This window comes from Nocardiopsis sp. NPDC055824, assembly GCF_053616335.1.
On record NZ_JBSHDN010000078.1, the window covers coordinates 1 to 16,549 of the forward strand.

Consider the following 16,549-nt stretch of genomic DNA (forward strand, 5'->3'; position numbering starts at 1 on the left):
GTGGACCTTGTCGGGGTCCTTGTCCGAGTCCTTGCCGCCGTCGAGGTCGGTGTCCCCGTCGAGAACGGCCGCGTAGGCGACGGCGTGGTCGTCCTCGGCGTCCTCGTCCTCGGCCTTGGCGGGCCGCTCGCTCCCGTCCGGCTCCGCGTCCCCGGCCCCCGGGCCGTCGGCCGTATCGCCCTCCGGCTCCGGACGGGTGGGCGCGGGGGTGGTGTCGGGGTCGCCCGCGTCGGCGGTGCCGTCGGCCGCGGGGGCGCCCTCCTCGTCATCGTCGCCGTCCCGGTCGGACCGCTCCGCGACCGCCCCGCCGTCCTCGGGCTGTGGGAGCCGGTAGCTGAACGCCGACGTCCGCCCGGTGTCCGCGGTCTCCCGGTCGCTCTCCGCCTCGTCGGCCCCCTCTTCCGCGGCGTCGCCCCGGCCGGGCAGGCGGTAGGTGAAGGCCCCGTCCGCGTCGTCTGCGGACTCCGCCTCAGGGGCGGGGTCCCCGGTGTCCGCGGCCTCGGCTGCGCCGCCCGTACCGGCGGCGGGAGCGTCCTCGACGCGCCCGCCGTCCTCCGGCACGGGGTCGGCGTCCGCGTCCTGCGCCTCCGGGGCGCGGGCCTCCGCCGACACGTTCGTGTCGGTGTCGGTGTCGGTGTCGGTGTCGGTGTCGGTGTCGGTGTCGGTGTCGGTGTCGGTGTCGGTGTGCGCCGAGGGTACGGGTTCCGCCTCGGAGGAGGCGTGCTCGCGCTCCCCCTGCGCCGCGGTGTCGTCCGTGTCGGGCTCGGTGTCGGGGCCCTCGCCGGCGGCCGTGGACCCGGGTCCGGCGTCCCCGCCGGTCGCGGGCTCGTCCTCGCCGCGCTCGGAGTCGGCCTCCGCGTGCTCCACGGCCTGCTCGGCGCGCAGGGCCTCGTCGGCGTCCGGGCGGGCTTCCCCGTCTCCGTCCGCGGAGACGTCGGGCGCCGGGGCCTGCTCCGTGTCCGGGTCGCCGGTCTCCGGGTCGTCCTCCGCCCGCTCGCTCCGGTCCGCCTCGCCGGGGATCCGGTAGGAGAAGGCGTCCGCCTCGGGGGCCCCGGCGCCCGCGACCCCGTTGTCGGGGTCCGCGGTCGCGTCGACCGGAGCGGCCCCGTCCTCGTGGGAGGAGCCCTGACCGGGAATGCTGTAGGTGAAGGGGGCGGGGTCCAGTTCGGGCCCGTCGTCCCCCGTGTGGAGGCGGGAGGGAGCCCCTCCGTCCTCACCGGCCCGTTCACGGGCCTCGGGGATGTCGGCGGTAACCGCCGTGTCGGCCGGTTCCCCGTCCGTCCGCGCCTCGGAGGCGGGAGCCGCGGGGTCGGCCTCGGCCGGGGATCCCGCGCGGACGGTGCTCCCGGCGGGCGCCGTGTCCGGTTCCGGCCACTCGTGCGCGGTGGGGGTCTGCCAGCGGGGGACGTCGTACTCCGGTTCCCCGTGCCCGGCGTCGTCCGCGGCCGCCCAGACGGGCGTGTCCTGCGCGGGGGCTTCCCGTACCGGCCCTTGGGCCGGTACGGGAACGCGCCCGGAGTACTCCGGCACGACGTGGGGGCCCGCTGCCGTCGCCGCCGGGGTGGCGGCGCCGGTCGGGACGGACGACTTCCCCAAACCGTCCGTTCCGGGGCGACCCGTCCTGCTCTCGGCGATGCGTCCCTGGACCATGCCCCCCAGGAGGAGGAGGACGCTGGCGCCGGCCAGTCCGAGTGCGATGTACACCAGGACAGTCTCGGCGAGGGCCAGGGCAGCCGCGATGACGGCGATGGCCGCCAGCACCGCCACGGTTGCGAGGATGCTAAGGATCACGGGTCGACCAGGGCCTTTACACGTGTTGTATCCGGAGTCTTCAGTTGTTCGGAGCCGAATGCCGCTGGTCTAGCGACGCTCGTGCGGAGCCTCACCCGGGTGGAATCCACCGTGCTGGGCGGGCTCGGGCTGACCGAACGGGTTGCCGCCGGGGCCGTGCTGGAGAGCGGGGGCGCCACCGGCCTGCGGAGCCATCGTCTGGAAGCCGCCCGTGGTGTTCGGGTTCGGCTCGACGGGCTTGCCCTCCTCGTTCAGCTCGCGCAGCTGGCGCTCGAAGTAGTCCTTCAGACGGCTCCGGTACTCGCGCTCGAAGTCCTTGAGCACGTTGACCTTGTGCTCCAGCTCCTCGCGCTGCTGCACCAGGCTGCCCATGACCTGGCGGTGGCGCTCCTGGGCGTCGCGGTCGAGGTTCTCCGACCGTGCCCGGGCCTCACCGATGATCTGGTCCGCCTGGCGGCGGGCCTTGCCGAGGATGTCCTCGGACTCGTGGCGGGCGCGGCCGAGGGTCTCGTCCGCCTCACGGCGGGCGTCGGAGATCGCCTGGTCGGCGGTCTGCTGGGCGAGGGCGAGGACGCGGGCGGCCGTGTCCATGTTCTCCTCACCGCCCATCCCCATGTTCGCGCCGGTCATCGGCATCTGCTGCTGGACCGGGGGCTGCGGCTCGACGGCCTGCGGCTGCTGGACGGGCTCCGGGCGCATCTGCTCGTGCTGCTGGGGCTCCGGCGCCTGGTCCTGGGGCTGCTGGAAGTCCTGCATGCCGGCGTTGGGCACCTTGCCCCGCAGGCATTCGGCCAGCTTGCCGCGCAGTTCCTCGTTCTCCTGGATCAGGCGGTCGAGCTCGGACTCGACCTCGTCGAGAAAGGCGTCGACCTCTTCTTCGTCGTACCCTGGCCGGAGCCGGGTCGTACTGAACTGCTTGTTCCGCACATCGGCGGGTGTCAGCGGCATGTTCGTCTCCTTGGCGCGCTTGGAGTCTGTCCGTAGGGACGCTACCTGATCGTGACCTTACGGCAATCCAGATCATGACCAAGACCACATAACGGAACCGGGGACCCGATACTTGCCCCCGCGCCCCTTCCCTGCTAGGCGAGGCTCCCGATGAGAGCCATCAAGATCCACACGATGATGAAGAGGACGAGGACACTCAGGTCGAGTGCGACGCTCCCCAGTCTCACCGGCTTGATGAACCGTCGCAGGAACCTCAGTGGCGGGTCGGTGACGGTGTACACGATCTCCGCGAGGACGAGGACGAACCCGGTGGGCCGCCACGTCCTGGCGAAGGACTGCACCATCTCCAGGACCACCCTCGCGATCAGCACGAAAACGAACAGCTGTAGCGCGAAGAGCAGCACTGCAACGACGATACTCACGGTCGTTCCCCGACCCAATCTCTGGACAAGTGTGATGGTCTAGCTCTGATTGAAGAACCCTCGCTCGGCGATCCGGGCCTTGTCTTCGGCGGTGACCTCGACGTTGGCCGGTGACAGCAGGAACACCTTGTTGGTCACGCGTTCGATACTGCCATGCAGACCGAAGATCAGACCAGCCGCGAAGTCGACGAGACGCTTGGCGTCGCTGTCGACCATCTCGGTCAGGTTCATGATCACCGGTGTGCCCTCCCGGAAGTGCTCTCCGATCGTACGCGCCTCGTTGTAGGTGCGCGGATGGAGCGTTGTGATCCGAGCGAGGTCGGCGGTTGAGGCAGTCGTGGTCGTTCCACCGCGTCGTTCACCTGTACTCAGGTAGTCGCCGGTGTCCGTCACTGCGGTGCCTCGTGTTTCCTCGCCACGCGGAGAATCCGCAGCGCGATCGCGCTGCTCCTCCACGGCCTCGTCGAAATCGTCGAACTCATCATATTCGTCCGCATAGCGGTGATCGTAACGGTCGTCCTCCACGAGGCCGAGGTAGACCGCCATCTTGCGCATCGCGCCGGCCATCTCATGTCCTCCGTCGTCCCCGCGGCCTTCACCGCAGCCGACTCCTCCGTACTGGCCCGCCGTCCCCGCGTTCCACGGGGTGGGGCGCCCTTTCGGGCGAACTCCACAGACGGGTTCCAAGGTCTATGTGGGGACATTACCCCACGATCGGTCCGCGGTTGCCGAGCAACGCCGTACCGAGTCGCACGTGTGTCGCTCCTCGCTCGATCGCCGATTCGAGGTCCGCGCTCATTCCCGCCGAGATCACCGTCGCCAGAGGATAACGATCACGGACACGACTCGCCACCCCGTGGAGGCGGGCGAAGGCCTCGGCCGGGTCGCCCCCCCGGGGGGCCACCGCCATCACGCCCCCGAGTGTGAGCGACTCGTGCGCCTCGATGTCGGCGGCGAGCGCGAGCGCGTCCTCCGGGTCGACCCCGCCGCGCGGTCCGATGACGCCGGCCCGCGAGTCGTCGTCGAGGTTCACCTGGACGAGGCAGGTCAGACCACGTCCGGCCGCCGCCGCCCGCTCCCCCAGCGCACGGGCCAGCCTGGTGCGGTCCACCGAGTGCACGACGTCGGCGTAGGAGGCCACGGAGCGTGCCTTGTTGGTCTGCAACTGCCCGACGAAATGCCAGGTCAAGCCGAGGTCAGCGGTCTCCGCCGCCTTCGGCGCGGCCTCCTGGTCCCGGTTCTCGCCGACGTCGCGGACACCCAGGGAGGCGAGAATCCGCACATCGTCGGCCGGATAGGTCTTGGTGACCGCGACCAGCGACACCTCCTCGGGCGCGCGGCCGGCGCGCGCGCAGGCCTGCTCGATCCTGGCCCGCACGGCCGCGAGGTTGGCGCGGACCTGCTCGACGCGAGCTGGGTCGACGTGTGGCACGGTGCTCCTTCTCTTTCCCCGTCGGGTGGGTCCCCGGGGTCCGATGCGGTCTCCGGGGGTCGTGGGGCCCGCGTTTCGGACGCGTCACCGCAGGAGGGGAGGTCCCTGGCGGTTCCGGCGGGTTCCGAAAGCCATCCTGGCGGCCCGGTACGACAGTCAGGAACGCCAGATGAACGAGGCGAATCTTCCGGTCGGCGCGCCGCCCCGGTGGGAGAACAGCTCAGGGCTCTCCAGGGTGCAGCGGCCGTCGGCCCGGACGTCGGTCACACCGGCCCGCCGCAGCTGGGCGGTGACGGCCGCGAGCATGTCCACCCCCGTGGTGCCCTTCCGGGTGGTGGAGGCGGCCTCGGGGGTGTCCCTGGCCGTCTCGGCCTGCACCTCCGGGGGCACCTCGTAGCACTTGCCGCAGATGGCCGGACCGAGGAAGACGGTGATGCGGTCGGCACGGGCCCCCTGGCCGACCATCGACCCGACGAGGTTGGCCGCCACGCCGTTCGCCGTCCCGAGGCGGCCCGAGTGCGCGGCTCCCAGGACACCCGCCTCGCCGTCGGCGGCCAGGACCGGCAGGCAGTCGGCGGCCATCGAGGCCAGGACCAGGTCGGGGCGGGTCGTGACGACCCCGTCGCAGGTACCCGCCCCACCCGGCGCGTCCGCGACGAGCACGTCGGCGCTGTGCACCTGGTTCATCCACACGACCCGGTCGATGTCGAACCCCAGGCCGGCGGCGGCGGTCCGCCTGTTGGCGAGGACGGCCTCCCGCACGTCGCCCGAGCCCAGCCCCAGGTTGAGCGAGTCGTACGGCGGGGCGCTGACCCCGCCGTGCCGTTCGGTGACGGCGGCACGCACGCCGTGCCCCAGATCGATGACGTTGCCCATCCGTGTGACCGCGGTCCTTCCCTCGGCCCGCCGGGACGGCGCCGGCGCGGCCGGCGCGCGCTTCCCCGGGGGCGGCGACGGCCCCGCCGCATGGGTCGGGGCCGCTGACACGTCGATGGTACCGGGACGGTGGTGCGCTACTTCAGGAACTCGGGCACGTCCAGGTCGTCGGGGTCGTCGAAGATGACCCGGCGGCGGGGCGTGGGCACGTCCCCCCGCCGTTCGGCGGTGGAGTCGGAGACGGCGTGGACGGGGCCGGACTGGACCTCGCCGTGCTGCGAGGGCTCCTCCCGCTCCCCCGCGGGCCGCCCCTCCTCGGAGGACCCCGCCGGGGCGGGCGCCTCGTAGGAGGCGTGGGACTCCGAGCCGTGGGCCGGGGTCTCCGTGCGCGGCTGCTCGACCGGGGCCTGCTCCTGACGGACGGGCTCCGGTTCGGACGGGAACCGGACCGGCGGCATCTGCGCGGACGCCGCCTCCGGCTCGGTCCGCTCCGGGCGGGAGGGCGTGATCCACGGCATGGAGGTGGCCGCCGTCCCGCCCGCGTCACCGGCGGGGGGCGTCACCCTGGTGGGCTGCTGCTCCCTGCGCGACGCGGAGCCCGCGGTGTGGGCGACGGCCTCAGGAGGGTCCACCGGCTGCCGCTCCCGGACCACGGGTCCGGTGACCTCGGGTTCGTCGAACCCCGCCGCGATGACGGTGACCCTCACCTCGTCGCCCAGGGCGTCGTCGATGACGGCGCCGAAGATGATGTTGGCCTCGGGGGCCGCCGAGTTCGCGACGAGCTGCGCCGCCTCGTTGATCTCGAACAGGCCCAGGTCGGAGCCGCCCTGGATGGACAGCAGCACCCCGTGGGCGCCGTCGATGCTCGCTTCGAGCAGCGGCGAGGAGATGGCCATCTCCGCGGCCGCGACGGCCCGGTCGTCCCCGCGTGCGGAACCGATGCCCATCAGCGCCGACCCCGCCCCGGACATGACCGACTTGACGTCGGCGAAGTCCAGGTTGATCAGGCCCGGCGTGGTGATCAGGTCGGTGATGCCCTGCACACCGGAGAGCAGCACCTGGTCCGCCGCCTTGAAGGCGTCCAGCACGCTGACCTGGCGGTCGGAGATGGACAGCAGCCGGTCGTTGGGGATCACGATGAGCGTGTCGACCTCCTCGCGGAGCATCGCTATCCCCGACTCGGCCTGGGTCGCGCGCCGCTTGCCCTCGAAGCCGAAGGGGCGGGTGACCACGCCGATGGTGAGGGCTCCCAGGGAGCGGGCGATGTTGGCGACGACGGGAGCGCCCCCGGTGCCGGTGCCGCCGCCCTCACCAGCGGTGACGAAGACCATGTCGGCCCCCTTGAGGACCTCCTCGATCTCCTCCCGGTGGTCCTCGGCCGCCTGGCGGCCGACATCGGGGTTGGCTCCGGCTCCCAGGCCGCGTGTGAGCTCTCGGCCGACGTCGAGCTTGACGTCGGCGTCACTCATCAGCAGCGCCTGGGCGTCGGTATTGATGGCGATGAACTCGACGCCTTTGAGCCCCTCTTCGATCATTCGGTTGACGGCGTTGACACCGCCGCCGCCGATGCCGACGACTTTGATGACCGCGAGGTAGTTCTGCGGTGCTGCCACGACGAGGGGCCTTTCCGCTCGCATACGCCGTTCCGTGAACGCTCCGGTGGCTCTCGCCACCGGGTACGCCTCCGGACCGGCATCCGGTTCTACAGTGTGCGTTTCGGGTCCCTGCGACGGCGTTCTCGACGCGTTTGTCCGGGGACCCGGGGTCACCGGAGCCGTTGCGATCCTGCCCGGGGAGGGCTGGCGCGATCCGCTGTAGGAGCGGAGCAAAACGGTTCCTGCGTACCCCGAAAAGCGTGTTTTGCTGCTTTGTTGACGTTGGCTGTGCTTCCCGACAGTAAGCGGACCGCCGACCACGGGCAACCGATGACGAGGTCAGCCTAACGGCGTATAACGCAAGGAAGCGATGTGCGCACTCGGCGCGTCGCGTCTGGAATGTCCCCGCCGGATGCCCGGGAGTCCGTCCGGAACCCCCTCGCGGGCGCGCTGCGCGGCCCGCCGGGCGGCGGTTCGACTTTCCGTGCCACGCCTCTTCCTTTGCCTGGAGCTGGGTACTTCTTCACCGTACGATGGCGAGATCGGGGGTTCCGACGTCGTAGACGCGCCCCTCCTCGGGCGGGTGCTCGCGCAGCAGCACGCGCAGGACGTCGCTCTTGTCCGCGGTCCCCTCGGGCGTCCCCCACTCCACCGTGGAGCCGTTGCCGAGTGCGATGGTGATCGCCCCGGGGTCGGTGGCGTCGATGAGCTGGATCTGGGCGATCAGCGAGTCGGGCGCCGCCTCCACGATGTCGGCGGCGGCGCGGACCGCCTCGTTGCCCTCGACCTCCCCCGTGACCCTGACCACGGGGTGGGTGCCGGGACGGGTCTTCGAGTCCTCGATGCGCACGCCGTCGCCGTCCACGAGCCGGTACTCCTCCCCCACGGGGACGGCCAGCACGGGCTGGCGCTCCACCACCTCGACCTCCAGGGTCGCGGGCCAGCCGCGTCGCACCGTGGCCTCCTCCACGAGCGGGAGGGACTCGGCACGGGCGCGGCTCCGGTCGAGGTCGACCCTGACCAGGGGGGTTCCGGTGGCCACGTCCACCGCGGACACCACCTCCTGCGGCGACATCCGGTCCAGCCCGGTGACCGCGACGTCGCGGACCACCAGCAGGCGGGAGCCGAGCAGCACCCAGGTGACCACGCAGACCAGCGCCACCACGAGCAGCGCCACGAAGGCGACCTTCCACGGATCGGATCCTCCCCGTGGTGCGGCCCCGTCCGCCGCCCCGCCCTCGTCCGCGCTCACCCGTGTCCTCTTCTTCTCTCCTGCGCCTACCGGCTTCCGGGCGCTTCGTCGGCCGCCTCGGCGATCGTGTCCACGATCAGCGGCCCCAGCTCGGTCACGTCCCCCGCGCCCATGGTGAGGACGATGTCGCCAGGCCGGACCAGCCCGGCCACCGTCCGCACGACCTCCTCGCGACCCGGCACGTACCGCACCCGGTCGTGGGGGACGCGGGAGGTGATCAGCTCGCCGGTGACCCCGGGCTCGGGGTCCTCCCTGGCCGCGTAGACCTCCATCACCACGACCTCGTCCGCGAGGCCCAGCGCGGTCGCGAACTCCTCGGCGAAGATGCGGGTACGGCTGTACAGGTGCGGCTGGAACAGGGCGACGACCCTGCCCCCGGGCGCCGGTCCCCCCGCCTCGCCCGCGTCCTCGGCGAACGAGTCCAGCGCGGCGCGCGTGGCCCTCAGGTCGGCCTCGATCTCGGTCGGGTGGTGGGCGTAGCTGTCGTAGACGGCGACGCCACCGGCCTCGCCCTTGATCTCGAAGCGGCGCGCGGCCCCCGCGAAGTCCGCGATGCCCTCCACCGCGACCTCCAGGTCGTGGCCGAGCTCGTCCGCCACGGCGACGGCCGCGGCGGCGTTGAGCACGTTGTGCCGACCGGGGACGGCGAGCGTGCCGTCGATGGGCTCGCCCCCGGCGGTGCGGATCGTGAACTCGGTGGTGAAACCGCGGGCGCGCACCCGGGTGACCCGGTAGTCGGCGTCCTCGGCCTCGCCGTAGGTCAGGACCTTCTTGCCGCGCTCGCGGGCCAGCTCCGCGACCTGCCGGGCGCCCGGGTCGTCGATCCCGACGATCAGGGTGCGTCCGACACGGTCGACGAACGCCGCGAAGTTGGCGTGGATCTCCTCGATGCCGCTGTAGTTGTCGAGGTGGTCGGCCTCCACGTTGGTGACCACGGCGACCTTCGGGGAGAGCATGAGGAAGGAGCCGTCGCTCTCGTCGGCCTCCACGGCGATGACCTCGCCCAGGCCGGCGTCGGCGCCCAGGCCGGTGGTGACCAGCTTTCCGCCGATCACGTAGCCGGGGTCGACCCCCAGGTGCTGGAGCACCACGGTGACCATGGAGGTCGTGGTGGTCTTGCCGTGGGTGCCGGAGACAGCGATGCCCTCGCGGCCCAGCAGGAGCGCCCCCAGGGCCGCCGCCCGGGGCAGGACGCGCAGGCCGCGGCGGCGGGCCTCGACGAGTTCGGGGTTGTCCTCGCGGATCGCGGAGGAGACCACGAGGGTCTCGGCGGCGCCGAGGTTGCCCGCGGCGTGGCCGACGTGGACGTCGGCGCCCATCTGCTCCAGCTCGCGCAGGGTGTCGCTGTCGCGGGCGTCGCTGCCGGACACCTCCACCCCGGACTGGAGCAGGACCCGGGCGATGCCGGACATGCCGGCCCCGCCCAGGCCGATGAAGTGGGTGCGGCCGAGCTTGTCGACGGGAACCGGCTCGGTCGGGCGGACCAGGCTCATCGGGCGTCCTTCCCGTCGTCGTAGAACGCGTCCTCGCCGTCGTCGTCGGACAGGGGGATCTCGGGGGTGGGGCGGTCGCCGCGGGCGACGGCCATGACCTCGCGGGCGAGTGCCATGTCGGCGTCGCGGCGGCCCATCCGGGCGGCGGCCTCGGACATGGCCACGACCCGGTCGGTGTCGGTGAGCAGCGGGATGAGCTGGTCGACGATCCACTCCACGGAGATGTCCGCGTTGTTGATCATCAGGCCCCCGCCCGCCTGGACGATCGGCTCGGCGTTGAGTGCCTGCTCGCCGTTGCCGATGGCCAGCGGGACGAAGGCGCCGGGCAGGCCGACGGCGGTCAGCTCGGCGCAGGTCATCGCACCGGAGCGGCACATGGCGACGTCGGCGGCGGCGTAGGCCATGTCCATGCGGTCCACGTAGGGGACGGCCACGTAGGGCACGCCCGCCTGGGTGAGGTCCTGGGGCTCCTCCGCGTTCTTGGGGCCGACGACGTGCAGGACCTGCACGCCCCGGTCGCGGAAGGCGTCACGGGAGGCGAACGCGGTCTCGTTGAGGCGCTGCGCGCCCTGGGAGCCGCCGAAGATCAGCAGGGTGGGGAGGTCGGGGCGCAGGCCGAAGTAGGTGCGCGCCTTGTCGCCCATGGCGAGCCGGTCGAGGGTGGTGATCTGCTGGCGCAGGGGGATGCCGACGAAGCGGCCGTTGCGGATCTGGGTGTGGGGGTGTCCGGTGAACACGTGCGGTGTCATGCGCGCGCCGAGCCGGTTGGCCAGGCCCGGGAGGGGGTTGGCCTCGTGCACGACGATGGGGATCCGGCGCCGGCGCGCCGCCAGGTAGCCGGGGGTGGCCACGTAGCCGCCGAAGCCGACGATGACGTCCGCCTGCAACCGGTCCAGGTGTTCGCCCGCCGCGCTCAGCGCGCCGGCGAGCTTGCCCGGGACGCTGAGGAGCTGCGGGGTGATCTTGCGGGGCAGCGGGACCGCCGGGATCAGGCCCAGCTCGTAGCCGCGCATGGGCACCAGCCGGGTCTCCAGACCCCGCTCGGTTCCCAGGCAGAGGATCTCCGTGCTGGGGTCGATGCGTCGAAGCGCGTCCGCTAGGGAGAGCGCGGGCTCGATATGCCCGGCCGTGCCGCCTCCGGCGAGGGCTACCCTCATCGTTGCCGATTCCTCCTTGGCCGGTCACCCGCCGGGACCGGTCCGTTCCTGTGCTTGGCCGTTGTCCTGCCGCCACGGGGGCCCGGCGTACGCGGACCCCGTCCTGCGGCGACGCGCCTGGAGGCCGTTCCGCCCCGGTTGTTCATCGAGGCCACGAAGTTCTCCAGGCCCAGCCAGCTTAGAGCCCTTTGTACCTGACTCGGACCCCGGGCCTCCAGCGCCCTGGCGGCCTGGGGCTCGGCCTTGGCGAGCGCGAGGAGCACGCCGAGGGCGACCATGGTGGTGATCAGCGACGAACCTCCGTAGGAGACCAGGGGCAGGGGGACGCCGGTGACGGGCAGGAGCCCGATGACCGCGCCCACGTTGATCATGACCTGTCCCATGAGCCAGGTGACGATCGCGAAGGAGGCCAGGCGCGGGAACGGCTCCTTGACCCGGGTGGCCACCCTCAGGCCCGCGTAGCCGAGCACGCCGAACAGGGCGAGCACGAGGAGGGTCCCGATCAGGCCGAACTCCTCCCCGATGATCGCGAAGACAAAGTCGGACTCGGCGAAGGGGAGGAACCCCCACTTCTCCCGGCTGGCCCCGATGCCGACGCCGAAGATCCCCCCGGTGCCCAGCGCGTAGAGGCCGTGCAGTGACTGGTTGCCCGAGCCCAGCGGGTCGGCCCCGGGGTCGAGGAAGGAGGTGACGCGCGCCATCCGGTAGGGCTCGATCGCGATGACGATCACGGCGAGGGCCAGGACGAGGCCGAACATGGTGACGAAGAGCCTGCCCGGCGCCCCCACCACCCACAGCAGGCCCAGGAACGTAATGAGGAACACCAGGGCGGTGGAGAGGTTGGAGCCGAGGAGGACCAGGAGCACCAGGAGCCCGCACCCTGGCAGCAGCGGGATGAGGAGGTGCCGCCACTCGGTGAGCTCGCGCAGCTCGTCCTTGCGGGCGAGGATGTTGGCGCCCCACAGGGCGAAGGAGAGCTTGGCGGGCTCGGAGGGCTGCACGACCAGGCCGCCGACGTCCAGCCAGCGGGTGGCGCCGTTGACCTCCACGCCCTGGAAGACGGTGAGCAGCAGCAGGGCCACCGAGAGGATCATGGTGGGGTAGCCGACCAGGCGGAACAGCGCCTGGGGCATGTGCGAGGCCAGGATCATGAGGGGCAGGCCCACGACGGCCGACACCAGCTGCTTCTGGAAGAGCGAGAAGGAGGAGCCGGTCTCGGTGATGGACTTGACCATCGTGGAGGACAGCACCATGACGAGGCCGAGGGCGATCAGGAGGACCGCCGTGCCCAGGATGAGGTAGTAGGAGGTGAGGGGGCGGTCGAGGGACCTGGCCCACTCACGCCACAGGGCGTGCCCGCGCCCTCCGGCGTCCGTCCTCGCCTTGGCCCGGGCCATTCCTGGAACCGCTGTCGTCGCCATCCACACCCTCCGCACGATTCGCGCCTCAATACTGGCGCACGCCCGGGTCGGGAACCGTGGACATTTCCCGCGTGTTGGCCATCTTTGGCGGCCGGCCGGGTGGCGGTGGGCACAGCGGACGCCGCCCGCGCGGACTTCGTCACGTACGGGCGGCGTCCGGTCACTCAGGGCAGGCGGTTCACGGCCTCGGAGAACAGGCGTCCGCGCTCGGGGTAGTTGGTGAACATGTCCATGGACGCGGCGGCCGGGGCCAGCAGCACCGTGTCGCCCTCGCGGGCCATGGCCGCGGCCTCGGCGACCACGGCGTCCATCACCGTGTGGCCCTCGGGCGCGTCCGGGGCCGGGCCCTCGACCTCGACCACGGGGACGGCGGGGGCGTGCTCGGCCAGGGCCTCGCGCAGCCGGGCCCGGTCCGCGCCGATCAGCACCGCGCCCCGCAGCCGGCCGGCCGCCGCGGCGACCAGGTCGTCGACCGCGGCGCCCTTGAGCAGGCCGCCGGCGACCCACACCACGGACGCGTAGGCCCCGAGCGAGGCCGCCGCGGCGTGCGGGTTGGTCGCCTTGGAGTCGTCCACGTAGTCGACGCCTCCGACGGAGGCCACGTGCGCGATGCGGTGGGGCTCGGGCCGGAACGCGGCCAGGCCGGCCCGCACCGACGCCGGCGCGACGCCGATCGAGCGGGCCAGCGCCGCCGCGGCCAGGGCGTTGGCGACGTTGTGCGGCGCGGCCGGGCGGACGTCGGCGAGGGTGGCCAGCTCCTCGGCGCTGCTGCCGGGGTCGGCGCAGAAGGCGCGGTCGACGAGCAGGTCCTCGACCACTCCCAGTTCGCCGGCCCTCGGAGTGTCCAGCCGGAAGCCGACGAGCGGGGCGTACGGGTCGCCGTCCTCCTCCGCCAGGCGGACCGACCAGGCGTCGGCCGTGTTGGCGACCCGGATCGTCCCGGGCGCGAACACCCTGCCCTTGGCCCGGGCATAGGGGTCGAGGCCGCCGTGCCAGTCCAGGTGGTCGGGGGCCACGTTGAGGACGGTGGCGGCGTGCGGGCGCACGCTGCTGGACCAGTGGAGCTGGAAGCTGGACAGCTCCACGGCCAGCACGTCGTGCACGTGGCCGTCGGCGTCGGGCAGGACCGCGTCGACGATCGGCGTGCCGACGTTGCCGACGGCGAGCGCGTCCCGGCCGTCCGCGCGGAGCATCGCCTCCAGCATCCGCACGGTGGTGGTCTTGCCGTTGGTCCCGGTGATGGCGAGCCACACCTGGTCCGCGGGCTTGAGGCGCCAGGCCAGCTCGACGTCGCCGATCACCTCGGTCCCGGCCTCGGCGGCCCGGACCAGGAGCGGGGAGTCGGGGCGCCAGCCGGGCGAGGTGACGACCAGGTCGCAGCCCTCGGGCAGCGGGGTCCCGCCGAGGACCACCTCGGCCCCGGCGTCGGCGAGTTCGGCGGCGACCGGCCGGACGGTGTCGTCGTCGCGGCCGTCCACGACGACCACGCGGGCCCCGCGGGCCAGGAGCGCCCTGGCGACCGGGGGCCCGGACACTCCCAGACCGGCGACGCAGACCAGCCGTCCCTCCAGGCCGGCCCCGCTCGGTGCGGGGTCGGCGGCGGGACCGGGCTGTGTGTCGGAAGAGTGGTGCGGCATGCCTTCTACCTTGGCATCCATTCGAGATAGAAGAGTCCGATGGCGATCGCCACGAACAGGCCCTGGATGATCCAGAAGCGGATCACGATGGTGGGTTCGGCCCACCCCTTGAGCTCGAAGTGGTGCTGGAGCGGCGCCATGCGGAACACGCGTTTGCCGGTGAGGCGGAACGACGTGATCTGGATCATCACCGACATGGTGATGATGACGAAGAGGCCGCCGATGAGCAGCAGCAGGAGCTGCGTGCGGGTGGTGATGGCCAGGCCCACGATGAGGCCGCCCAGCGCCAGGGAGCCGGTGTCGCCCATGAAGATCTTGGCGGGCGGTGCGTTGAACCACAGGAAGCCGATGCACGCGCCGAGCGCCGCGGCGGCCACCACGGCCAGGTCCAGGGGGTCGCGGACCGTGTAGCAGCTGTCCGAGAGGTAGGACACGCACGACTGGCGCAGCTGCCAGTTGCCGATGATGACGTAGGCCACCAGGGACAGGATGGTCGCGCCGGTCGCGAGGCCGTCCAGGCCGTCCGTCAGGTTCACCGCGTTGGAGAAGCCGACGATGAGGAAGAGCGCCCACAGGATGAACAGGCCCAGCATCAGCGGGGGCCCGAAGTCGCGCAGGAAGGACAGGCTGGGCGCCGCGGGGGTGTAGCCGTACCCGTTGGGGAACTGGGTGACCCCGTAGGCGAAGCCGATGCCGATGACGGCCTGGCCGACCATCTTCGCGCCGCTGCGCAGGCCGAGGCTGCGGCGCTTGTAGATCTTGATGAAGTCGTCGAGGAAGCCGACGCAGCCCATGCCGACGAACAGGAACATCACGAGCAGGCCCGAGGCGGTCGGCCCCGTCGAGGAGGGCTGCACCAGCCACAGCACCAGGTGGGAACCGAAGTAGCCCACCACCGCGCCGAGGATGACGACGATGCCGCCCATGGTGGGCGTGCCCTGCTTGGTCTTGTGGCCCTCGGGTCCGTCGTCGCGGACCTCCTGGCCGAACTTGAACCGGTACAGCAGTTTGATGAGCGGCGGCATCAACGCCATGGAGACGATGAGCGACAGCGCCGCCGCGATGGAGATGCCGATCACTGGACATCACCCTTGGTGATGAGGTCGATAACCCTTTCGAGCGCTGCCACCCGCGATCCCTTCACAATGACGACGTCTCCTGTGCGCATGCGTTCGCGCAGCGCCGCCGCGGCCGCCCCTGCGTCCGCGACCCGGATGCACTCACCCCGCCACTGCCCCTGCCGGGCAGCGCGTTCGGCGCCGACGGCGATGCCCTCGGCCGCCTCTCCGACCACGATCAGGTGGGCCACGCCCGTGCGGGCGGCCAGCTCGCCGATCTGCTCGTGTTCGGCTCCTCCGTCCTCGCCGAGCTCCGCCATGTGGGCGAGCACCGCGATGGAACGGCGGTTGCGGGCGAGCGCTTCGAGTGTGGTCAGCGCGGCCCGCACGGACTCGGGGTTGGCGTTGTAGGCGTCGTTGACGAGCGTGGCACCGTCGTGTTCGGTGACCTCCATCCGCCACCGGCTGACCGGGGTCGCGGCGCCGAGGGCGGCGGCGACGGCGTCGATGTCCATACCGAGTTCGTCGGCGACGGCGGCGGCGGCCAGGGCGTTGTGCACCTGGTGCGCGCCGACGAGCGCCAACCTCACCGGGGCGGTGCGACCGCCCAGGTGGAGTGTGAAGGAGGGGGCGCCGGAGTCCCGGAGGACCACGTCGGTGGCGCGCACGTGCGCGTCCTCGCCCTGTCCGTAGGTGACGACCCTGGCCCGGGTGCGCGACGCCATCGCGCTCACCCGGGGGTCGTCGGCGTTGAGGATCGCGACACCGCCGGAACCGCGGTCCGCCGAGCCGGGCGGCAGTGCCTCGACCAGCTCGCCCTTGGCCTTGGCGATGGTGTCGCGGTCGCCGAACTCGCCCATGTGGGCGCTGCCGACGTTGAGGACCACGCCGATCCTGGGCGGGGCGACCTCGCACAGGTGGGCGATGTGCCCGACGCCGCGCGCGGAGACCTCCAGGACCAGGTTGCGGGTACCGGTGTCGGCGCGCAGCACGGTGAGCGGGTGGCCGATCTCGTTGTTGAAGGAGCCGGCCGGGGCGACGGTCGGGCCCAGCCCGCCGACGACCTGGGCGATGAGGTCCTTCGTGGTGGTCTTGCCGGAGGACCCGGTGACCGCGACGACCTCGGCCGCTTCCGCTCCGCGCCGGACGTCGCCGAGCTCCCGCGCCACGTACCGTGCGAGCCGGGCCAGGGCGGCGACGACCCCGTCGTCGCCCCCCTCCGCCAGCAGGTGCGGGGCCGCGACGGGGCGGGAGGCCAGGACGGCCGTCGCCCCGGCCGCGACCGCGGGTCCGGCGAAATCGTGTCCGTCGACGTGCTCCCCGGTCAGGGCGACGAAGAGCGCGCCTGGCGCTGCCTGCCGCGAGTCGATGACTACGGGACCGTCGACGACGGCGTCGGGGCGCGCTGATCCGCCGATGGCGGTTTGGGTGATCTCAGCGATCCGATCGAGCGTGAGCGCGATCAAA

The 16,549-nt window shown here is 72.3% G+C and carries 14 protein-coding genes; all 14 read right to left on the minus strand.

Annotated features, from left to right (window positions below; genetic code table 11):
- Positions 1-1,791, minus strand: a 1,791-nt coding sequence (locus ACWGL3_RS17120; protein WP_452461529.1) for a hypothetical protein, incomplete at its 3' end; no start/stop codon positions are given.
- Between the two features lie 69 nt (positions 1,792-1,860).
- A complete protein-coding gene (locus ACWGL3_RS17125) occupies positions 1,861-2,739 on the minus strand; it encodes a DivIVA domain-containing protein (protein ID WP_267945812.1) in 879 nt (292 codons plus the stop codon).
- Between the two features lie 134 nt (positions 2,740-2,873).
- On the minus strand, positions 2,874-3,161 hold the full coding sequence (locus ACWGL3_RS17130) for a YggT family protein (protein ID WP_267945813.1): 288 nt from the start codon (positions 3,159-3,161) through the stop codon (positions 2,874-2,876).
- 39 nt (positions 3,162-3,200) lie between these two features.
- Positions 3,201-3,728, minus strand: coding sequence for a cell division protein SepF (locus ACWGL3_RS17135; RefSeq protein WP_267945814.1), 528 nt, complete (start codon positions 3,726-3,728; stop codon positions 3,201-3,203).
- A 136-nt stretch (positions 3,729-3,864) separates the two neighbouring features.
- Positions 3,865-4,593 (minus strand): YggS family pyridoxal phosphate-dependent enzyme, encoded by a 729-nt coding sequence (locus ACWGL3_RS17140; protein WP_267945815.1) that lies wholly within the window; start codon positions 4,591-4,593, stop codon positions 3,865-3,867.
- A 156-nt stretch (positions 4,594-4,749) separates the two neighbouring features.
- On the minus strand, positions 4,750-5,469 hold the full coding sequence (pgeF, locus tag ACWGL3_RS17145; protein ID WP_267945816.1) for a peptidoglycan editing factor PgeF: 720 nt from the start codon (positions 5,467-5,469) through the stop codon (positions 4,750-4,752).
- A gap of 137 nt (positions 5,470-5,606) precedes the next feature.
- Positions 5,607-7,082: a cell division protein FtsZ gene (gene ftsZ / locus ACWGL3_RS17150; RefSeq protein ID WP_267950453.1), complete on the minus strand. Its 1,476-nt coding sequence runs from the start codon at positions 7,080-7,082 to the stop codon at positions 5,607-5,609.
- Positions 7,083-7,587: 505 nt separating this feature from the next.
- Positions 7,588-8,316, minus strand: coding sequence for a cell division protein FtsQ/DivIB (locus tag ACWGL3_RS17155; RefSeq protein ID WP_267945817.1), 729 nt, complete (start codon positions 8,314-8,316; stop codon positions 7,588-7,590).
- 26 nt (positions 8,317-8,342) lie between these two features.
- The gene (murC, locus tag ACWGL3_RS17160; RefSeq protein ID WP_267945818.1) at positions 8,343-9,809 is read right to left on the minus strand and encodes a UDP-N-acetylmuramate--L-alanine ligase; all 1,467 of its coding nucleotides are present in this window, start codon (positions 9,807-9,809) and stop codon (positions 8,343-8,345) included.
- Positions 9,806-10,966 carry an undecaprenyldiphospho-muramoylpentapeptide beta-N-acetylglucosaminyltransferase gene (gene murG, locus ACWGL3_RS17165; protein ID WP_267945819.1) on the minus strand — a complete coding sequence of 387 codons (1,161 nt, stop codon included), beginning with the start codon at positions 10,964-10,966 and terminating at the stop codon, positions 9,806-9,808. Before murG ends, murC begins: the two co-directional genes overlap by 4 nt.
- Positions 10,963-12,387, minus strand: coding sequence for a putative lipid II flippase FtsW (ftsW, locus tag ACWGL3_RS17170; RefSeq protein WP_378551837.1), 1,425 nt, complete (start codon positions 12,385-12,387; stop codon positions 10,963-10,965). The genes murG and ftsW overlap by 4 nt, the downstream gene beginning before the upstream one ends.
- A gap of 164 nt (positions 12,388-12,551) precedes the next feature.
- Entirely contained in the window at positions 12,552-14,024 is a 1,473-nt protein-coding gene (gene murD / locus ACWGL3_RS17175; RefSeq protein ID WP_267945820.1) for a UDP-N-acetylmuramoyl-L-alanine--D-glutamate ligase, read from the minus strand.
- A gap of 5 nt (positions 14,025-14,029) precedes the next feature.
- A complete protein-coding gene (gene mraY, locus ACWGL3_RS17180) occupies positions 14,030-15,103 on the minus strand; it encodes a phospho-N-acetylmuramoyl-pentapeptide-transferase (protein ID WP_267945821.1) in 1,074 nt (357 codons plus the stop codon).
- The gene (locus ACWGL3_RS17185; protein ID WP_267945822.1) at positions 15,100-16,548 is read right to left on the minus strand and encodes a UDP-N-acetylmuramoyl-tripeptide--D-alanyl-D-alanine ligase; all 1,449 of its coding nucleotides are present in this window, start codon (positions 16,546-16,548) and stop codon (positions 15,100-15,102) included. Before ACWGL3_RS17185 ends, mraY begins: the two co-directional genes overlap by 4 nt.
- Position 16,549: the final 1 nt, after the last annotated feature.